Raw genomic sequence first — 15,993 nt, 5'->3', positions numbered from 1 at the left:
CCATAAAGGAGCCCACCGGTGCAGACCTCGCTCACCCCGTTATTCCTCGCCATTGCAACAACGATCAGCCCCCTTGCCCACGCAGCCGACACCACTCCCGCCGACGGCTTCGTCGAAGGCTCCAGCCTCAAACTCAATGCCCGCAACTACTACATGAACCGCGACCGTCGCGACATTCATACCGATGACAGCAAGGAGTGGGGCCAGGGCTTTCTCGGCACGTTCGAATCCGGCTACACCCAGGGCCCCGTGGGTTTCGGCCTCGACGCCCATGCCATGCTCGGCCTCAAGCTCGACGGCGGTGGCGGCACTGACGGTTCCAGCATCCTTCCCTACGGCGGCGGCAACGGCAAGGCGCCCGGCGCGTTCTCGACCGCTGGCGGCACCCTGAAAATGCGCGCGTTCGACACGGAGCTCAAGGCCGGCGACCTGTTCCTCAACAACCCGGTGATCGCCGGCGGCATGACCCGCATGCTGCCCCAGACCTTCCGCGGCATCAGCCTGACCAACCACAGCATCGACGGCTGGCTGTTCGAAGGCGGCCAGGCCAGTTTCACCAAGCTCTACAACCAGAGCGGCCACCGGCGCATCGGCACCAGTTACGGCGCGCTGCCGCTGAACACCGACAGCCAGCACCTGAACTGGGCCGGCGTATCGTTCAGCGCCATTCCCAGCGTGACCAGCAACCTCTACGCCTCCGAACTCAAGGACGTGTGGCGGCAGTACTACTACGACCTGGACTACACCTATGTGGTGAACGAGATGATCAGTCTCAATCCCGGCCTGCACTACTATCACACCCAGGACACCGGACAGTCGCTGCTGGGGGCGATCGACAACAACACCTACAGCCTGCACTTCACCGTCGCCGCTGGCCATCACAGCGTCACTGCCGCGTACCAGCGGGTCAACGGCAACACTCCGTTTGACTACATTGCCCAAGGCGACAGCGTATTTCTCGACAACTCCCAGCAGTACTCGGACTTCAACGGCCCCAACGAACGCTCGTGGAAACTCAAGTACGCCTATAACTTCGGTGGCCTGGGCCTGCCCGGCCTGACCTCGGCCGTGTCCTACATCAGCGGCCAGACCGACCTGACCAGCGTCGACCCGCAGAGCCGTGGCTACAGCGCGTGGTACAGCGCCGACGGCAAGGATGCCAGGCACTGGGAGCGGGATATTGACTTGAAGTATGTGGTGCAGAGCGGCAAGGCCAAGGACCTCGCCGTGCGTCTGCAATGGGCCACCCACCGGGGCAGCAACGGCTACTCGGCGGTGGACCGGGACGTGGATGAGTACCGCATGACCCTCGACTATCCATTCGAAGTGTTCTGACGCGCAAAATCTTTCTTTTTAGCAGGGCATTCACTTTTCATCGGGTAGAACTAAACTGCCAGCATCTGCGCTGCTGAAGTCTGCCCGATGAATAAACGCTCTGGTCGCACCCCGCCTGCTCACCCGGAACTGTTGCTGATGTTGGGCAGCGGTCTTACCGTCGCTCTGATTGTGATCATCGTCACGGCGCTGTTGATCCGTGAGCATGCCAGCACGCTGCTGGCGGCCACGCGCTCGACTACCAACATTGCCCAGTTGATCAATGCCGATGTGCTGCGCAACGTCGAGCTGTACGACCTGGCCCTTACCGGATTGATCGAGGCCAGACAGCGCGAAGACCTGTCCGGGGTGGCTGCGGATATCCGCCATCAGGTGCAGTTTGATCTGTCCACCGCCGCGCCCTACAAGGGCGAAGTGCTATTGCTGGACGCCAACGGCGACGTGATCGCGGACTCCTCGACCCTCAAGCCCACGCCGCGTAATTTTGCCAAACGTGATTATTTCCAGGCGCACGCCAGCGACGCGAAAGCCGGTTTGTTCATCAGCCGCCCTTTCAGGATTCACTGCAACTGCGACCAGGTCTGGCGCATGGCATTCAGCCGGCGTGTGTCGGGGCCCAACGGTGAGTTCGCCGGCGTCGCGGTGGCGACCATGCGCCTGGCCTACTTCGACCAGTTGTTCAGCAGTCTGACCATCGGCAACGGCAGCAGCATCAACCTGTTGAGCAGCAACGGCATCCTGTTGGCCCAGCAGCCGCTGCTGGAGCGCGACATGATCGACAAGGACCTGAGCGACCGGCCCAACTTCAAGCGAATACTGCGTGAGGGCATGGGCAGTTTCCAGGCGATTTCCGCCATCAGCGGCAAAGAACGCCTGTACACCTTCACCAGTGTCGGCGCGCTGCCACTGATCGTGGTGGTGGCGCTGTCCAGCGAGGATGTCTTCGCTCAATGGCACCGCGCGGCGCTGCTGACCGGCGGGGCCACCGGCATATTGTGCATTGGCGTGCTGTGGCTGAGCTGGATGCTGCGACGCGAACTGCGACGTCGTCATCGCGCCGAGCGCGTGCTGTCGGAACTGGCCGCCACCGATGCGCTGACCGGCCTGCCCAACCGTCGCATCCTTGACGAGCGCCTGCGCCTGGAATGGGACCGCGCCCAACGCTCCACCGAGTCGCTTACGCTGCTGATGATCGATGTGGACCACTTCAAGGCCTTCAACGACCGGCATGGTCATAACGGCGGCGATGAGGCACTGCGCAACGTGGCCCAGGTGATCGGCAGCAACATTCGTCGCCCGGCAGATCTGGCGGCGCGCTATGGCGGGGAAGAGTTTGCAGTGGTGCTGCCACATACCGACGCCACGGGCGCCTGGGTGATTGCCGAGCATATCCGCAGTGCCGTGGAACATTTGCCGAGGGTGGCCGAGGATGATCGCCCCATCACCGTGAGCATCGGCATGAGCACCTGGAACAAGCGCAGTCGAACTTCCCTGGAGGCGTTGTTGCTCAGCGCGGATCAGGCGTTGTATGAAGCCAAGCACACGGGCCGCAACCGGATTGTGGATGCTGCAGCTCTGGGTTGAAAAACGCCTGTCCCCTGGGGCAGGCGCTTTCTGAATGCCGGCGTTTAAATCGTGTAGCTGGCGTCCGCCGAGACTCTGACATAGGGTTGAGCCGCGACGGAAGCGCTGAGACTGACCGGCCAATCACGAGGCAACAACGACACGCCGACGCCAAAGGACCCGTCCACCCGCACTCCGGGCGACACAGACACCTCAGTTTTTGGAGGGGTCTTGCTTGCAAGGTCAGTGCTTAATGTCACTTTGTACTTGACCGTGACACCCGGTGAAATACCGGCCCCCACATTGACAGTAACGGGGCCGGCCTGGGCATTCGCATTGACGGATGTTCGCGGCAGAAAGCTGTAACTGTTGGAGATGGACACCGTTCGATCGAGATTCGCCGTTATCGTAGGCTTTCCGACAGGCGTCATTTCGAACTTGACGCCTGGGCCGCCGAGCTTGAACTCTTGCTGCATCTGATGCGTGAACGCCTGCTCCACACCAGCGCCGGCCCCAAATCCCGAAGATGAAACACTGCCCTGCACCCCGCCATTCAACCCAATACGCTGGGTAGTCGTCAGTGCGGGATTGAAATTGGCGTTTACATTAAATGACAGGTCCGGATTCAGATTGAAACTGGCCTGCGGTGCATTGAACGTAAACCACTTGGACGCGCCGCCGCCGCCCTTGACGCCAATTCCCGTCCCCAGAATATTGGGAATGCCAACCGTTAAATCCGCGTTCAGTTCGAGCTGCATCTTTGGCGTCACGCTGACATTGAGGCCGCCCGCATCGTTTGGACGCAAGGTAATTTCGGGTAAAAACCGCGCCGTCGCGCTTGCCCCAACACTTGGGCCGCCAGGCAGCGGAGTGAGCCTGGCCGCGATGGTGGCAGACGTAGCCGGAACAAAAGTGACGGTTGGAATGGGTTGAAACTTGGCCTCGCCTCCGAAGACCTTGGCGGTATAGGGGGCAGTCAAGGCCCGCGGAGGTTGTTGTTTATTCACCTCATTATTGTTTTGTGGCTGTAGGGTGGGCGAACGATACAGCGGATTTGCATAAATCTGGCTCATGACTAATACACTCGCTTTATTGGTTTGTGTAGCACCTCATGAATTGACGATTAACTATCCGAACGTTGCTTATCTATCCGAATGTCGTAATTCAACGGGTCTACGCAGACTGTGTGGGACATAGCGAAGTAACAGTTCCTACAGGTACGGCGTAGGTAGTTTCAACAAATGTCATCTGCGCCGAATTTTCAGCAAAAAAAAGGTTCTTCACGGATTACCGGGAAAGACGCTCTTGATCTTCATGAAAAAGAATTCGCTATCCCGGTAACCGTACGCCATCCGCTTGATGACCTTTATTCGATTGTTTATTCCTTCCAACTGACCCGTATGCATCGGCCAGCGAACCCGGCTGACGATGCCCCGCCAGTAACCCTTTAGCCGTTTGGCAAACTGGATCAGAGGTGGTATCTCGCTTTCATGAGCATGATGCAGCCATTGCTGCCAGGCTGATCGCCAGCCCCAGGCGCTGCTAGGTGCCCAAAGCGTTTTGAGTTCAGCCTTCATTAGATAGACTGTCATCAATGCTTGGTTGGCCGCCAGCAGGTCCTTTAAACGTACCTGTTGCTCCGGCGTTTTCAGGTTCTGCGGGTTGCGTAGCAACAGCCATCGCGCTTGCTTGATGACCTTTCGGGCAGGCTTGTCATGGCGTAGCCGATTAGCTTCATCGACGCGGACCCGATCAATCACCTCTCGGCCATATTTGGCCACCACATGAAAGAGGTCGTACACCACTCGCGCTCTCGGGCAGTGTTGACGGACCTCCAGGTCAAAAGCGGTATTCATGTCCATCGCAACCGCTTCGATTCGAGCACATCCCTCTGGCCCCAGCTCTTCGAAAAAGGGCCGAACCGCCGCCCGGCTACGGCCTTCGCCGATCCATAGCACTCGTCGTGTATCGGCATCCAACACCACACTGGCGTAGCGATGCCCTTTGAACAGCGCGAATTCATCCATCACCAGGCGTCGTGGTTGCGCCTTCGGCAGCGTGGTCAACGCCGCCTGTAAGGCTCGACGCTCCAGCAACCGAACGGTGTCCCAATGCAGCCCAAACATCTGGGCCACGTGCAGGGTGGGAAGTCGCTCGCAGGCTTGAATGACCGCATCGGCCAAGCGACGCGTCATGCGGGCATAGCGATCCAGCCAACTGACGGCCTCCATGCGTTTGCCACAGTCGCGGCAACCAACACGCCTGAGCAAAACGCTGAGGCGCACCGCACGACCGAGAATGGGTAGATCACGAATCACTCGCTCGCAATACTCATGAGTGGTTGAACAGGTTTTTTGGCACCCTCCGCAGGAAGGGAAGCGGGTGGTGTGGGGTGTGAGATCGATCTGGAGACCGTCACCATCAGGCTTGATGTTGACGACAGAAAAGCCCTCCCAAAAAGGAAGGAAAGTATTAATATCGTGCATAAGAACGCCGGTTTGGTAGATGTGTTTGCTCGCACGAACATCATCAATCAAATCGGCGTTCTTGTTTCTGTGTTTCCCGGGATTCCGTGAAGAACCAAAAAAAGGCCACCCGAAGGCAGCCTTTAAAAACTAAAGAAAGAGAGTTGTTACTTACACCGCCGCAACGGGACGCATGTAAGAGATCGGTGCGGTGCTGGCATCTTCGAAGGTCACGACTTCCCAGGCGTCTGTCTGCTCAATCAACTTGCGCAGCAGCTGGTTGTTAAGGGCGTGGCCCGACTTGAAGCCTTTGAACTCGCCTATCAGGCTATTGCCCAGCAGGTAGAGGTCACCGATTGCATCGAGGATCTTGTGCTTCACGAATTCGTCTTCATAGCGAAGGCCGTCTTCGTTCAGTACACCATCCGCGTCGACCACAATGGCATTTTCAACGCTGCCGCCGAGTGCGAGATTGTGCTTGCGCAGGTACTCGATGTCACTCATGAAACCAAAGGTACGGGCGCGGCTGACTTCTTTTACGAACGAAGTGCTGGAAAAATCCACGCTTGCACTTTGGGTGCGGTCACGGAATACCGGGTGATCGAAATCGATCTCAAAGCTCACTTTAAAGCCTTCGAACGGGACGAAGGTGGCGCGCTTGTCGCCGTCTTCTACTGTCACTTCCCGCAGAATGCGAATGAACTTCTTGGCTGCGTCCTGTTCTTCCAGGCCGGCAGATTGAATCAGGAATACGAAGGGTCCAGCGCTGCCATCCATGATTGGGACTTCGGACGCGGAGAGCTCGACGTAGGCGTTATCGATGCCCAGACCGGCCATGGCCGAGAGCAAGTGCTCCACCGTGTCCACCTTGACGTCACCGTTGACCAACGTGGTCGACATGGTTGTTTCGCCAACGTTTTCCGCGCGCGCAGGTATCTGCACGACAGGGTCCAGGTCGGCACGCACAAACACGATGCCGGTGTCGACAGGTGCAGGCTTGAGGGTCAGGTAGACCTTTTCCCCGGAGTGCAGACCTACACCTGTGGCACGAATAATATTCTTCAGAGTGCGTTGTTTAATCATGGCTTGGACCGCTTCAGCGCAAATTGCGAACTGGTATCAACAAAGGCTGGCGATAATAGCAGACCAGACCTTTGCTGAACACCAATCACCTTCATAGCCCTGATACATTCCATCAATCGGCCTGACGACGCAGGAATGCCGGGATGTCCAGGTAATCCAGGTCATCTTGCGGATTCGGGCTACGGGACGCAGCAGCACCGGCCTGAGCCTGATTGCGCATCACGGTCGGACGGTCCAGGTCACGGTAATTCACCGACGGCAGTTCCTGGCGCGCAGGCGCTGGAGCGGCAGCCGACTGGCTCGCCTGGCTGCTGTGCAGGGTGTTGTCGATGACCTTCACAGGCTTCTCGATTTTCGCACCCAGGCCGGTGGCAACCACGGTTACGTGCAGCTCGTCGCGCATGTCCGGATCGATAACGGTACCGACCTTGACCATGGCGTGCTCGGACGCGAAGGCTTCGATGATGCTACCCACGTCGGAGTACTCACCCAGGGACAGGTCAGGGCCGGCAGTGATATTCACCAGGATGCCGCGTGCACCTTGCAGGTTCACGTCTTCGAGCAGCGGGTTGCGGATGGCCGCTTCGGTGGCTTCACGCGCACGGTTCGGACCGCTGGCGCAGCCAGTGCCCATCATCGCCATGCCCATTTCGCTCATGACGGTACGTACGTCGGCAAAGTCGACGTTGATCATGCCTGGACGTTTGATGATGTCGGAAATACCGCGCACGGCACCGGCCAGTACATCGTCAGCCTTGGCGAACGCGGACAGCAGGCTTGCGTCCTTGCCCAGGATGGTCAGCAGCTTCTCGTTGGGGATGGTGATCAACGAGTCGACGCTTTCAGACAGCAGACGGATACCTTCGTCGGCGATCTGCATGCGCTTGCGGCCTTCGAACGGGAACGGACGCGTTACCACGGCAACGGTCAGAATGCCCATTTCCTTGGCCACTTCGGCAATGATCGGCGCAGCACCGGTACCGGTACCGCCGCCCATGCCGGTGGTGATGAACACCATGTTGGTGCCTTGCAGCACTTCGGCAATACGCTCGCGGTCTTCCAGGGCGGCCTGACGGCCGACTTCCGGATTGGCGCCAGCGCCGAGGCCCTTGGTCACGGCTGTGCCCAATTGCAGGATGGTCCGCGCGCCGATGCTTTTCAGCGCCTGGGCATCAGTGTTGGCGCAGATGAATTCAACGCCTTCAATGTTGCTCTTGACCATATGGTTGACAGCGTTACCGCCGCCACCGCCGACACCGATTACTTTGATAACCGGGCTAGCGGGGATGTTGTCTACGAGTTCGAACATGTTCCCTCTCCTTTCATTTTCTCTAGTTTTTTCGCCTACTGCTTTGCTGCGGTGTTGCGGTAAATCGTTAGAAGTTGCCTTTGACCCAAGCCTGCAGCCGCTCGAACAACGGCGCTTTCGCTTCGTCGTCGCTGCGGTAGCTGTCACGGATACTCGGGCCCGACATGGAGATGCCGTCGGTCTGCTTTTGCAGCCCGTACAACAGCAAGCCCACACCGGTGGAATAAATCGGGTTGCGCACGACATCGCCGAGGCCTTTGACGCCATGGGGCACGCCCAGGCGCACCGGCATGTGGAAGATTTCCTCGGCCAGTTCGACCGCGCCTTCCATCTTCGAGGTGCCACCGGTCAGCACGATGCCGGCCGGGATCAGGTCTTCATAGCCGCTGCGGCGCAGTTCAGCCTGAATCAGGGTGAACAGCTCGTCGTAGCGCGGCTCGACCACTTCGGCCAGGGCCTGGCGCGACAGCTCGCGCGGTGGACGGTCGCCCACGCTTGGCACCTTGATGGTCTCGCCGGCGCCAGCCAGTTTGGCCAGGGCGCAGGCGTAGCGAATCTTGATTTCTTCGGCGTACTGGGTCGGTGTGCGCAACGCCATCGCGATGTCGTTGGTGACCTGATCGCCCGCAATTGGGATCACAGCGGTGTGACGGATCGCACCCTCGGTGAAGATTGCAATGTCAGTGGTGCCACCGCCGATATCGACCAGGCACACGCCCAGTTCTTTCTCGTCGTCGGTGAGTACCGAATACGCCGAAGCCAGTTGCTCCAGAATGATGTCGTCGATTTCCAGGCCGCAGCGACGCACGCATTTTTCAATGTTCTGTGCGGCGTTGACGGCGCAGGTCACCACGTGGACCTTGGCTTCCAGGCGCACGCCCGACATACCCAGGGGCTCACGCACGCCTTCCTGGTTATCGATCACGTAGTCCTGCGGCAGGGTATGCAGCACACGCTGGTCCGCCGGGATCGCCACGGCCTGGGCGGCATCGAGTACGCGCTCAAGGTCGGCGGCGCTGACCTCACGGTCGCGGATCGCCACGATGCCGTGGGAGTTCAGGCTGCGGATATGGTTGCCGGCCACGCCGACGAACGCCGAGTGAATTCGGCAACCTGCCATCAGCTGCGCTTCTTCGATGGCGCGCTGGATCGACTGCACGGTGGACTCGATGTTCACCACCACGCCCTTCTTCAGGCCCCGGGACGGATGCGTGCCAATACCGACGATCTCGATCACGCCGTCTTCACCGACCTCACCGACCAGCGCCACCACCTTGGAGGTGCCGATATCGAGACCGACGATCATTTTGCCGCTTTGCACGTTTGCCATGGGTCCTGCCTCTTCTTAATTCTTCGCGACAGCGGGTTTGTCTGTCGTCGGCGCAGCCGGTTCACGCCAGCCGACGGCCAGGCCGTTGGCGTAACGCAGGTCGACGCTCGCAATGTTCGTAATCTGTTCTTTCAAGGTCTTGTCGTAGATGGCAATGAAACGGCGCATCTTCTCCACCAAGCGGTCGCGTCCCAGCAACAACTCGATACCCGGGCCGGAACTGCCTGCCCCGGTGGTCAAAAACCAGCTGCCCCGCTCACGCAGTTCCAGGCGTGCAATGGAGAAGCCCAGCGGCCGCAGCATCTGGCTCAAGGCCTGGTACTGCTGCATCACTTGCTGTTGCGCCCGCTGCGGCCCGAACAGCTGCGGCAGGTGCTCATAGTTGGCCAGCTCACGCGGGGTAAACGCCTGGCCCTGGTTGTTCAGCAGCGCCTCGTTGCCCCAACGCGCCACCGGCAATTGTTCTTCCAGGCGGATCGTCACCTGGTCCGGCCAGACGCGGCGCACCTCGGCGTGGGCGATCCATGGCATCTGCTCCAGCTCCGAGCGCATCCCGGTCAGGTCGATGGTAAAGAAGCTCGCCGCCAGGTACGGGCCGATGCGCTGCTGTACCGCCTGCTGGCTGATGTAACTCAAGTCACCCTGCACGCTGATTTTGGTGATCGGCCGGTCGGCATACGGCAACAGCCGCTGCGCACCTTCATAGGTGCCAAAGCCCAGCACTACCAGCAGCACCGGCCAGAACAGCGCCTTGAGGAATCCAAAATTGGCTTTCGGCAGGCGCGCCGACATCGGCTCTTTGGCCACCATGCGGCTGGCACCCCGTGGCACCGGCTTGCGGCTCGGTGCTTGGGAGGGCTGATGACGAAGCGATGCGCCTTTCATGTCTTAGCCTCTTGGCTCAATACTTTCGGCAAGGATCGCCAGCACCAACTGCTGGAAATCCAGACCGGCGGCACGGGCTGCCATGGGGACCAGGCTGTGGTCGGTCATGCCCGGCGCCGTGTTGACTTCCAGAAACCAGAAGTTGCCCTGGTCATCCTGCATCACGTCTGCCCGCGCCCAACCGGCGATACCCAGCGCCTCACAGGCTTTGGCCGTGAGGTCCATCAATTGCTGTTCTTTGTCTGCGTCAAGGCCGCAAGGGATCCGGTACTGGGTATCGGAAGCCACGTACTTGGCGTCGTAGTCGTAAAAGGTGTGGGGCGTGCCCAATGCGATGGGCGGCAATACCTGGCCACGCAGGGTGGCGATGGTGTACTCGGGACCCTGGATCCACTGTTCAACCATCACTTGCGAATCGTAGGTACTGGCCGCTTTCCATGCGTCGATCAATTCGGCGGCCGAGTTCACTTTGGCCATGCCGATACTGGAGCCTTCATGGGCTGGTTTGACGATCAAAGGCAGGCCCAGTTCCTTGGCTGCAGAAATACAATCTTCTTCGCTGCGCAGCACACGGTGACGCGGCGTCGGAATGCCCAGGCTGTGCCAAACCTGCTTGGTGCGCAGCTTGTCCATCGCCAGTGCCGACGCGAGGATGCCGCTGCCGGTGTAAGGGATGCCGGCGCATTCCAGCAGGCCCTGCATGCTGCCGTCTTCACCGCCACGGCCGTGCAGGATGATGAAGGCACGGTCGATTTTTTCGGCCTGCAGACGCGCGAGGAAGTCATCGCCCACATCGATACCGAAAGCGTTCACACCGGCGCTCTGCAGCGCCTGGAGCACTGCGTTGCCGGACTTGAGCGACACTTCACGCTCGGCGCTCTTGCCGCCGAACAACACGGCCACGCGGCCGAAGTCGGCAGGCGTGATGGTGGAGAACAGGGAGGCGTAGTCGGTGATCATTTCGACGCCCCCTTTGCGGACGCAAACAGCGGGCTTGCCAGCAATTTCGGGGCAAGGCCACCGATGTCACCGGCACCCTGGCACAGCAGAATGTCGCCGGCACGCAGCAGCGGCTTGACGATCGGCGCCAGGTCCACGCCACGCTCGATGTAGATCGGGTCCAACTGCCCACGCTGGCGGATGCTGTTGCACAGTTTGCGGCTGTCGGCACCCGGAATCGGCTCTTCACCGGCCGGGTAGACCTCCATCAACAGCAACACGTTGGCATCGGCCAATACATTGACGAAATCGTCATACAGATCGCGGGTGCGGCTGTAGCGATGCGGCTGGTAGACCATCACCAGTCGGCGCTCCGGCCAGCCACCGCGCACGGCCTTGATCACGGCTGCCACTTCGGTGGGGTGATGACCGTAGTCGTCCACCAGCATCACGTCGCCGCCTTCCACCGGCAGTTGGCCGTAGACCTGGAAGCGGCGGCCAACGCCGGCAAAACGCGACAGGCCTTCGACGATGGCTTCATCACTGACGCCTTCATCGGTGGCGATGCAGATGGTTGCCAGGGAGTTGAGCACGTTGTGGTTGCCCGGCATGTTGACCGATACATCCAGCGGCTCGCGGTCGGGGCGCAGCACGGTGAAGTAGGTCTGCATGCCTTCCTGGCGCACGTTGATTGCACGCACGTCGGCATCTTCGCTGAAGCCGTAGGTCACGGTCGGACGTTTCACCTGCGGCAGGATTTCACGCACCACCGGATCATCCAGGCACAGCACCGCCAGCCCGTAGAACGGCAGGTTGTGCAGGAACTCGACGAAGGTTTTCTTCAGCTTGTTGAAGTCACCGTCGTAGGTGGCCATGTGGTCTTCGTCGATGTTGGTGACCACGGCGACCATCGGTTGCAAGTGCAGGAAGCTCGCATCGCTTTCATCGGCTTCGGCGATCAGGTAGCGGCTGGTGCCGAGCTGGGCATTGGTGCCGGCTGCATTCAGGCGGCCACCGATAACGAAAGTCGGGTCCAGACCACCGGCGGCGAACACCGAGGCGATCAGGCTGGTGGTGGTGGTCTTGCCATGGGTGCCGGCCACGGCGATACCGTGACGGTAGCGCATCAGCTCGGCGAGCATTTCGGCACGCGGCACCACCGGGATGCGGCGCTCAAGGGCAGTGGCCACTTCCGGGTTGGACGTGTTCACGGCGCTGGACACCACCAGTACGTCAGCCTCGGCGGCGTTCTCGGCACGATGACCGATAAAGATCTGCGCGCCGAAGGTTTTCAGGCGATCAGTCACCGGCGACTCTTTCAAGTCCGAGCCGGACACCTGGTAGCCCAGGTTCAGTAACACTTCGGCAATACCACACATGCCCACACCGCCGATGCCGACGAAGTGGATGCGACGGATGCGGCGCATTTCGGGTTGCGGCATGGCTTTCTGATTCTCAACCATGGGCCACCTCCAGGCAGATATCGACCACGGTACGGGTTGCGTCAGGTTTGGCCAGGCGGCTTGCGGTGCTCGCCATGCTGTTGAGTCGTTCCGGTTGCATCAAAACCTCGGTCAGGCGTGCGGCCAAATCGGCGGCGCCAGTCGTTCTTTGCGGCAGCAGGAAGGCAGCGCCCTCCCCGGCCAAATATTCGGCGTTGCGGGTCTGGTGATCGTCGATGGCATGGGGCAAAGGCACCAGCAGCGACGGCAGACCGGCGGCGGCCAGTTCACTGACGGTCAGCGCACCAGCGCGGCAGACCACCAGGTCGGCCCAGCCATAGGCATGGGCCATGTCTTTGATGAAAGGCTGCACATCAGCCTCCACACCCGCCTCGCGATAACGCTGGGCGGTGACTTCATCGTGATGTTTGCCGGCCTGATGAAACACCTCGGGACGCAGGTCCACGGGCAGTTGCGCCAGCGCTTCAGGCAGCAATTTGTTCAGCGGTTCAGCACCCAGGCTGCCGCCAAGGATCAGCAGGTGCGGCTTGCGCCCTGCGAGTGCCTGACGGGCAATGCCCATGAACAGCTCGGTGCGCACCGGGTTGCCGGTGGTGCGTAATTTGTCCGAGGCGCCAAAGGTCTTCGGGAAGGCCTCGCACACACGCGCCGCCAACGGCACCAGCAGACGATTGGCGGTGCCGGCGACGGCGTTCTGTTCGTGCACGATCACCGGCACGCCGGCGAGCTTTGCCGCCACGCCGCCAGGGCCGGTCACATAACCACCAAAACCGAGCACGCACACCGGCTGCAATTGACGGATGACCTTGCGTGCCTGCCACACCGCCTTGAGCAAGACGAACGGCGCCTTGAGCAGGGACAATTTGCCCTTGCCGCGCAGGCCGGTGACATTGATCAGGTGCAGCGGCAAGCCGGCATTGGGCACCAGTTCGTTTTCGATGCCACGCGGTGTGCCGAGCCAGTGCACGCTGTAGCCACGGTTCTGGAACTCACGCGCACACGCCAGGGCCGGGAACACGTGGCCCCCGGTGCCGCCCGCCATGATCAGCACATTAGCGCCCATGGGTCGGCTCCTCGGCGAAGTCGCTTTCGCTGAACTCCATCTCTTCGCTGCCCAGGTGCGTTCGACTCTCCCACTCGATGCGCAGCAACAGGCCCAGGCACGCGCAGCAAATCACCAACGAACTGCCGCCGTAACTGAGGAACGGCAAGGTCAGGCCCTTGGTCGGCAGCAGGTCGACGTTCACGCCGATGTTGATCAGAAACTGGCCGATCCACAGGAACGACAAGCCGTACGCCACATAAGCGGCGAAATACTGTTTGGCCTTCTCGGCCCACAAGCCGATGTACATGCCGCGCACACACACGAACACGAACAGCGCGACGGTGCACAGCGAGCCGACCACGCCGAGCTCTTCGGCGAGTACCGAGAATACGAAGTCGGTGTGGGCTTCCGGCAGGTAGAACTGTTTCTGCACACTGTTGCCCAGGCCCACGCCCAGCCACTCGCCGCGACCGAAGGCAATCAGCGCCTGGGTCAACTGGTAACCGGAACCGAACTGATCGGACCAGGGATCGGTAAAGGTAATCAGACGAGCCATCCGATAGGGTTGCGCCTGCACCAGCACGGTGACCGCAGCCACCGCCAGCACCACCATCAAGGTGAAGCGAAACAGGCCGACGCCGCCAAGGAACAGCATCGCCGCCGCCGCGCCCATCATCACCACGGTGGCGCCGAAGTCGGGTTCCATCAGCAACAGGCCGGCCATCGGCAGCAGCACGATGAACGGCTTGAAGAAGCCCATCCAGCTTTCGCGCACTTCTTTCTGGCGACGCACCAGGTAGCCGGCGAGGTAGATCACCACGAACACCTTGGCGATTTCCGAAGGTTGCACGTTGAACGCGCCGAAGCCGATCCAGCGCATCGAACCGTTCACCTCGCGCCCGATGCCGGGCAGGATCACCATGATCAGCAGGCCAAACGCGCCGATCAGCATCAGCCAACCCAGGCGTTGCCAGGTGGCGATGGGGATCATCATGGTGACGATGCATGCGCCGAGGCCGATCACCAGGTACACCAGGTGACGGATCATCATGTACAGCGTGTTGCCCGACTGCACGGCGGCCACTTCGGACGACGCCGAGGTAATCATCACCAAGCCCAGGCCCAGCAGCGCGAGGCAGCCGGCGAGCATCGGGAAATCGAGGTCGATGCCCCGCCCGGTGATGATCGGCGACGGGTACGGCTTGATGATGTTTCTCAGGTTGAGGCTCATGCCAAAGCCTCCACGGCGCGGGCGAACAACTGGCCGCGCTCTTCATAGTTCTTGAACATGTCAAAACTGGCGCACGCCGGCGACAGCAGCACCGCATCGCCCGGTTGGGCCAGGGCCTTGCACTGGGCAATCGCGTCGTCCAGGGAGGCGGCACGTACGTGTGGCACATCGTTGCCAAGGGCGGCGGCGATCAGGCCCGAATCCCGGCCCATCAACACCACGGCGCGGCAATGGGCGGCGACCGGAGCCTTGAGGTCCTTGAAGTCGGCGCCCTTGCCGTCGCCACCGGCGATCAGCACCAGCTTGCCGTCGATATCGGCGCCCAGGCCTTCGATGGCCGCCAGTGCCGCGCCGACGTTAGTGGCCTTGGAATCGTTGTAATAGCTGACGCCGTCGAGGTCGCGTACCCACTGGCAGCGATGCTCGAGACCGCCGAAGGTGCGCAGGCTCGCCAGCATGGCGTCGAACGGCAGGCCCACGGCATGCCCCAGCGCCAGGGCCGCAAGAGCGTTGGACTGGTTATGGGCGCCACGGATTTTCAGCTCGCGCACCGGCATCAGGTTCTGGAATTCGAAGGCCAGGTATTTCTCGCCGTTCTCTTCACGAATGCCGAAGCCCTTGAAATCGGGTTTGCCCAGGCCGAAGGTCCAGCACGGCAGGCCCTCGCCCATCAGTGGACGGCTCAGGGCATCCTGGCGGTTGACCACCACTTGCCGTGCACCGCGGAAAATCCGGTGCTTGGCCAAGTGATAGGCCGGCAGGCCGCTGTAGCGGTCCATGTGGTCTTCACTCACGTTCAACACGGTGGCGACTTCGGCGCCCAGGTCGTGGGTGGTTTCCAGCTGGAAGCTCGACAGTTCCATCACGTACAGCTCGACGTCGTCGCTGAGCAAATCCAGCGCCGGCACGCCAAGGTTGCCGCCTACCGCCACGCGCTTGCCGGCCGCAGCGGCCATTTCGCCCACCAGGGTGGTCACGGTGCTTTTTGCGTTGGAACCGCTGATGGCCACGATCGGCGCTTCGGCGTTACGCGCAAACAGGTCGATATCGCCGGACAGTTTCACACCACGTGCCGCCGCCGCTTGCAGGGCGGGGGTCGCCAGGGCCAGGCCGGGGCTCACGTAGAGCTCATCGGCGCGGCACAGGAACTCGACGTCCAGTTCGCCACAACGCACTTCCACATGCGGGTAGTCACGGCGCAGCGTGACCAGCTCCGGTGGATTTTCCCGCGTGTCGGCCACGGCAAACGACGTGCCCCGGTTCGCCAGGAAGCGAACCAGGGACATGCCGCTCTTGCCGAGGCCGACAACGATGCGGAAGTGGTCTGAAGCGATCAGGGACACTC

Annotated in this window: 13 protein-coding genes; 2 read left to right on the top strand and 11 right to left on the bottom strand. The window is 61.0% G+C overall.

Annotation, left to right across the window (positions count from 1 at the left end):
• Positions 1–18 precede the first annotated feature (18 nt).
• Positions 19–1,335, top strand: a complete 1,317-nt coding sequence (locus tag VRB54_RS04360; protein WP_338479654.1) for an OprD family porin — start codon at positions 19–21, stop codon at positions 1,333–1,335.
• An 87-nt stretch (positions 1,336–1,422) separates the two neighbouring features.
• Complete coding sequence (locus tag VRB54_RS04355; protein WP_338479653.1) at positions 1,423–2,919, top strand: sensor domain-containing diguanylate cyclase; 1,497 nt, start codon at positions 1,423–1,425, stop codon at positions 2,917–2,919.
• Between the two features lie 44 nt (positions 2,920–2,963).
• Here VRB54_RS04355 and VRB54_RS04350 read toward each other — a convergent pair whose 3' ends face one another.
• The 11 genes from VRB54_RS04350 to murD form a co-directional block, all read right to left on the bottom strand.
• Positions 2,964–3,971, bottom strand: coding sequence for a hypothetical protein (locus VRB54_RS04350; RefSeq protein ID WP_338479652.1), 1,008 nt, complete (start codon positions 3,969–3,971; stop codon positions 2,964–2,966).
• 207 nt (positions 3,972–4,178) lie between these two features.
• Positions 4,179–5,384 carry an ISL3 family transposase gene (locus VRB54_RS04345; protein WP_338481051.1) on the bottom strand — a complete coding sequence of 402 codons (1,206 nt, stop codon included), beginning with the start codon at positions 5,382–5,384 and terminating at the stop codon, positions 4,179–4,181.
• 150 nt (positions 5,385–5,534) lie between these two features.
• Positions 5,535–6,446: a UDP-3-O-acyl-N-acetylglucosamine deacetylase gene (gene lpxC, locus VRB54_RS04340; protein WP_003171886.1), complete on the bottom strand. Its 912-nt coding sequence runs from the start codon at positions 6,444–6,446 to the stop codon at positions 5,535–5,537.
• A 112-nt stretch (positions 6,447–6,558) separates the two neighbouring features.
• A complete protein-coding gene (ftsZ, locus tag VRB54_RS04335; RefSeq protein WP_057006829.1) occupies positions 6,559–7,755 on the bottom strand; it encodes a cell division protein FtsZ in 1,197 nt (398 codons plus the stop codon).
• 67 nt (positions 7,756–7,822) lie between these two features.
• Positions 7,823–9,085 carry a cell division protein FtsA gene (ftsA, locus tag VRB54_RS04330; RefSeq protein ID WP_057006830.1) on the bottom strand — a complete coding sequence of 421 codons (1,263 nt, stop codon included), beginning with the start codon at positions 9,083–9,085 and terminating at the stop codon, positions 7,823–7,825.
• Between the two features lie 15 nt (positions 9,086–9,100).
• Positions 9,101–9,970, bottom strand: coding sequence for a cell division protein FtsQ/DivIB (locus VRB54_RS04325; RefSeq protein ID WP_338479651.1), 870 nt, complete (start codon positions 9,968–9,970; stop codon positions 9,101–9,103).
• Between the two features lie 3 nt (positions 9,971–9,973).
• Positions 9,974–10,930: a D-alanine--D-alanine ligase gene (locus VRB54_RS04320; protein WP_338479650.1), complete on the bottom strand. Its 957-nt coding sequence runs from the start codon at positions 10,928–10,930 to the stop codon at positions 9,974–9,976.
• A complete protein-coding gene (murC, locus tag VRB54_RS04315) occupies positions 10,927–12,372 on the bottom strand; it encodes a UDP-N-acetylmuramate--L-alanine ligase (protein WP_338479649.1) in 1,446 nt (481 codons plus the stop codon). Before murC ends, VRB54_RS04320 begins: the two co-directional genes overlap by 4 nt.
• Positions 12,365–13,435: an undecaprenyldiphospho-muramoylpentapeptide beta-N-acetylglucosaminyltransferase gene (gene murG, locus VRB54_RS04310; protein WP_338479648.1), complete on the bottom strand. Its 1,071-nt coding sequence runs from the start codon at positions 13,433–13,435 to the stop codon at positions 12,365–12,367. Before murG ends, murC begins: the two co-directional genes overlap by 8 nt.
• A complete protein-coding gene (gene ftsW, locus VRB54_RS04305; protein ID WP_422396075.1) occupies positions 13,425–14,648 on the bottom strand; it encodes a putative lipid II flippase FtsW in 1,224 nt (407 codons plus the stop codon). The genes murG and ftsW overlap by 11 nt, the downstream gene beginning before the upstream one ends.
• Positions 14,645–15,991: a UDP-N-acetylmuramoyl-L-alanine--D-glutamate ligase gene (gene murD, locus VRB54_RS04300; protein WP_338479647.1), complete on the bottom strand. Its 1,347-nt coding sequence runs from the start codon at positions 15,989–15,991 to the stop codon at positions 14,645–14,647. The genes ftsW and murD overlap by 4 nt, the downstream gene beginning before the upstream one ends.
• Positions 15,992–15,993 lie beyond the last annotated feature (2 nt).

Origin of the sequence: Pseudomonas trivialis (assembly GCF_036864995.1) — a bacterium.
GTDB lineage: Bacteria > Pseudomonadota > Gammaproteobacteria > Pseudomonadales > Pseudomonadaceae > Aquipseudomonas > Aquipseudomonas trivialis.
Note: the sequence above shows the minus strand (reverse complement) of the source record. Positions and strands in the feature narration are given on the sequence as shown.

Excerpts from the sequence above, each read along its gene's own strand:
- VRB54_RS04355 (WP_338479653.1), top strand. The coding sequence starts at position 1,423 with ATGAATAAACGCTCTGGTCGCACCCCGCCTGCTCACCCGGAACTGTTG.
- VRB54_RS04350 (WP_338479652.1), bottom strand. The coding sequence starts at position 3,971 with ATGAGCCAGATTTATGCAAATCCGCTGTATCGTTCGCCCACCCTACAG.
- VRB54_RS04345 (WP_338481051.1), bottom strand. The coding sequence starts at position 5,384 with ATGCACGATATTAATACTTTCCTTCCTTTTTGGGAGGGCTTTTCTGTC.
- lpxC (WP_003171886.1), bottom strand. The coding sequence starts at position 6,446 with ATGATTAAACAACGCACTCTGAAGAATATTATTCGTGCCACAGGTGTA.
- ftsZ (WP_057006829.1), bottom strand. The coding sequence starts at position 7,755 with ATGTTCGAACTCGTAGACAACATCCCCGCTAGCCCGGTTATCAAAGTA.
- ftsA (WP_057006830.1), bottom strand. The coding sequence starts at position 9,085 with ATGGCAAACGTGCAAAGCGGCAAAATGATCGTCGGTCTCGATATCGGC.
- VRB54_RS04325 (WP_338479651.1), bottom strand. The coding sequence starts at position 9,970 with ATGAAAGGCGCATCGCTTCGTCATCAGCCCTCCCAAGCACCGAGCCGC.
- VRB54_RS04320 (WP_338479650.1), bottom strand. The coding sequence starts at position 10,930 with ATGATCACCGACTACGCCTCCCTGTTCTCCACCATCACGCCTGCCGAC.
- murC (WP_338479649.1), bottom strand. The coding sequence starts at position 12,372 with ATGGTTGAGAATCAGAAAGCCATGCCGCAACCCGAAATGCGCCGCATC.
- murG (WP_338479648.1), bottom strand. The coding sequence starts at position 13,435 with ATGGGCGCTAATGTGCTGATCATGGCGGGCGGCACCGGGGGCCACGTG.
- ftsW (WP_422396075.1), bottom strand. The coding sequence starts at position 14,648 with ATGAGCCTCAACCTGAGAAACATCATCAAGCCGTACCCGTCGCCGATC.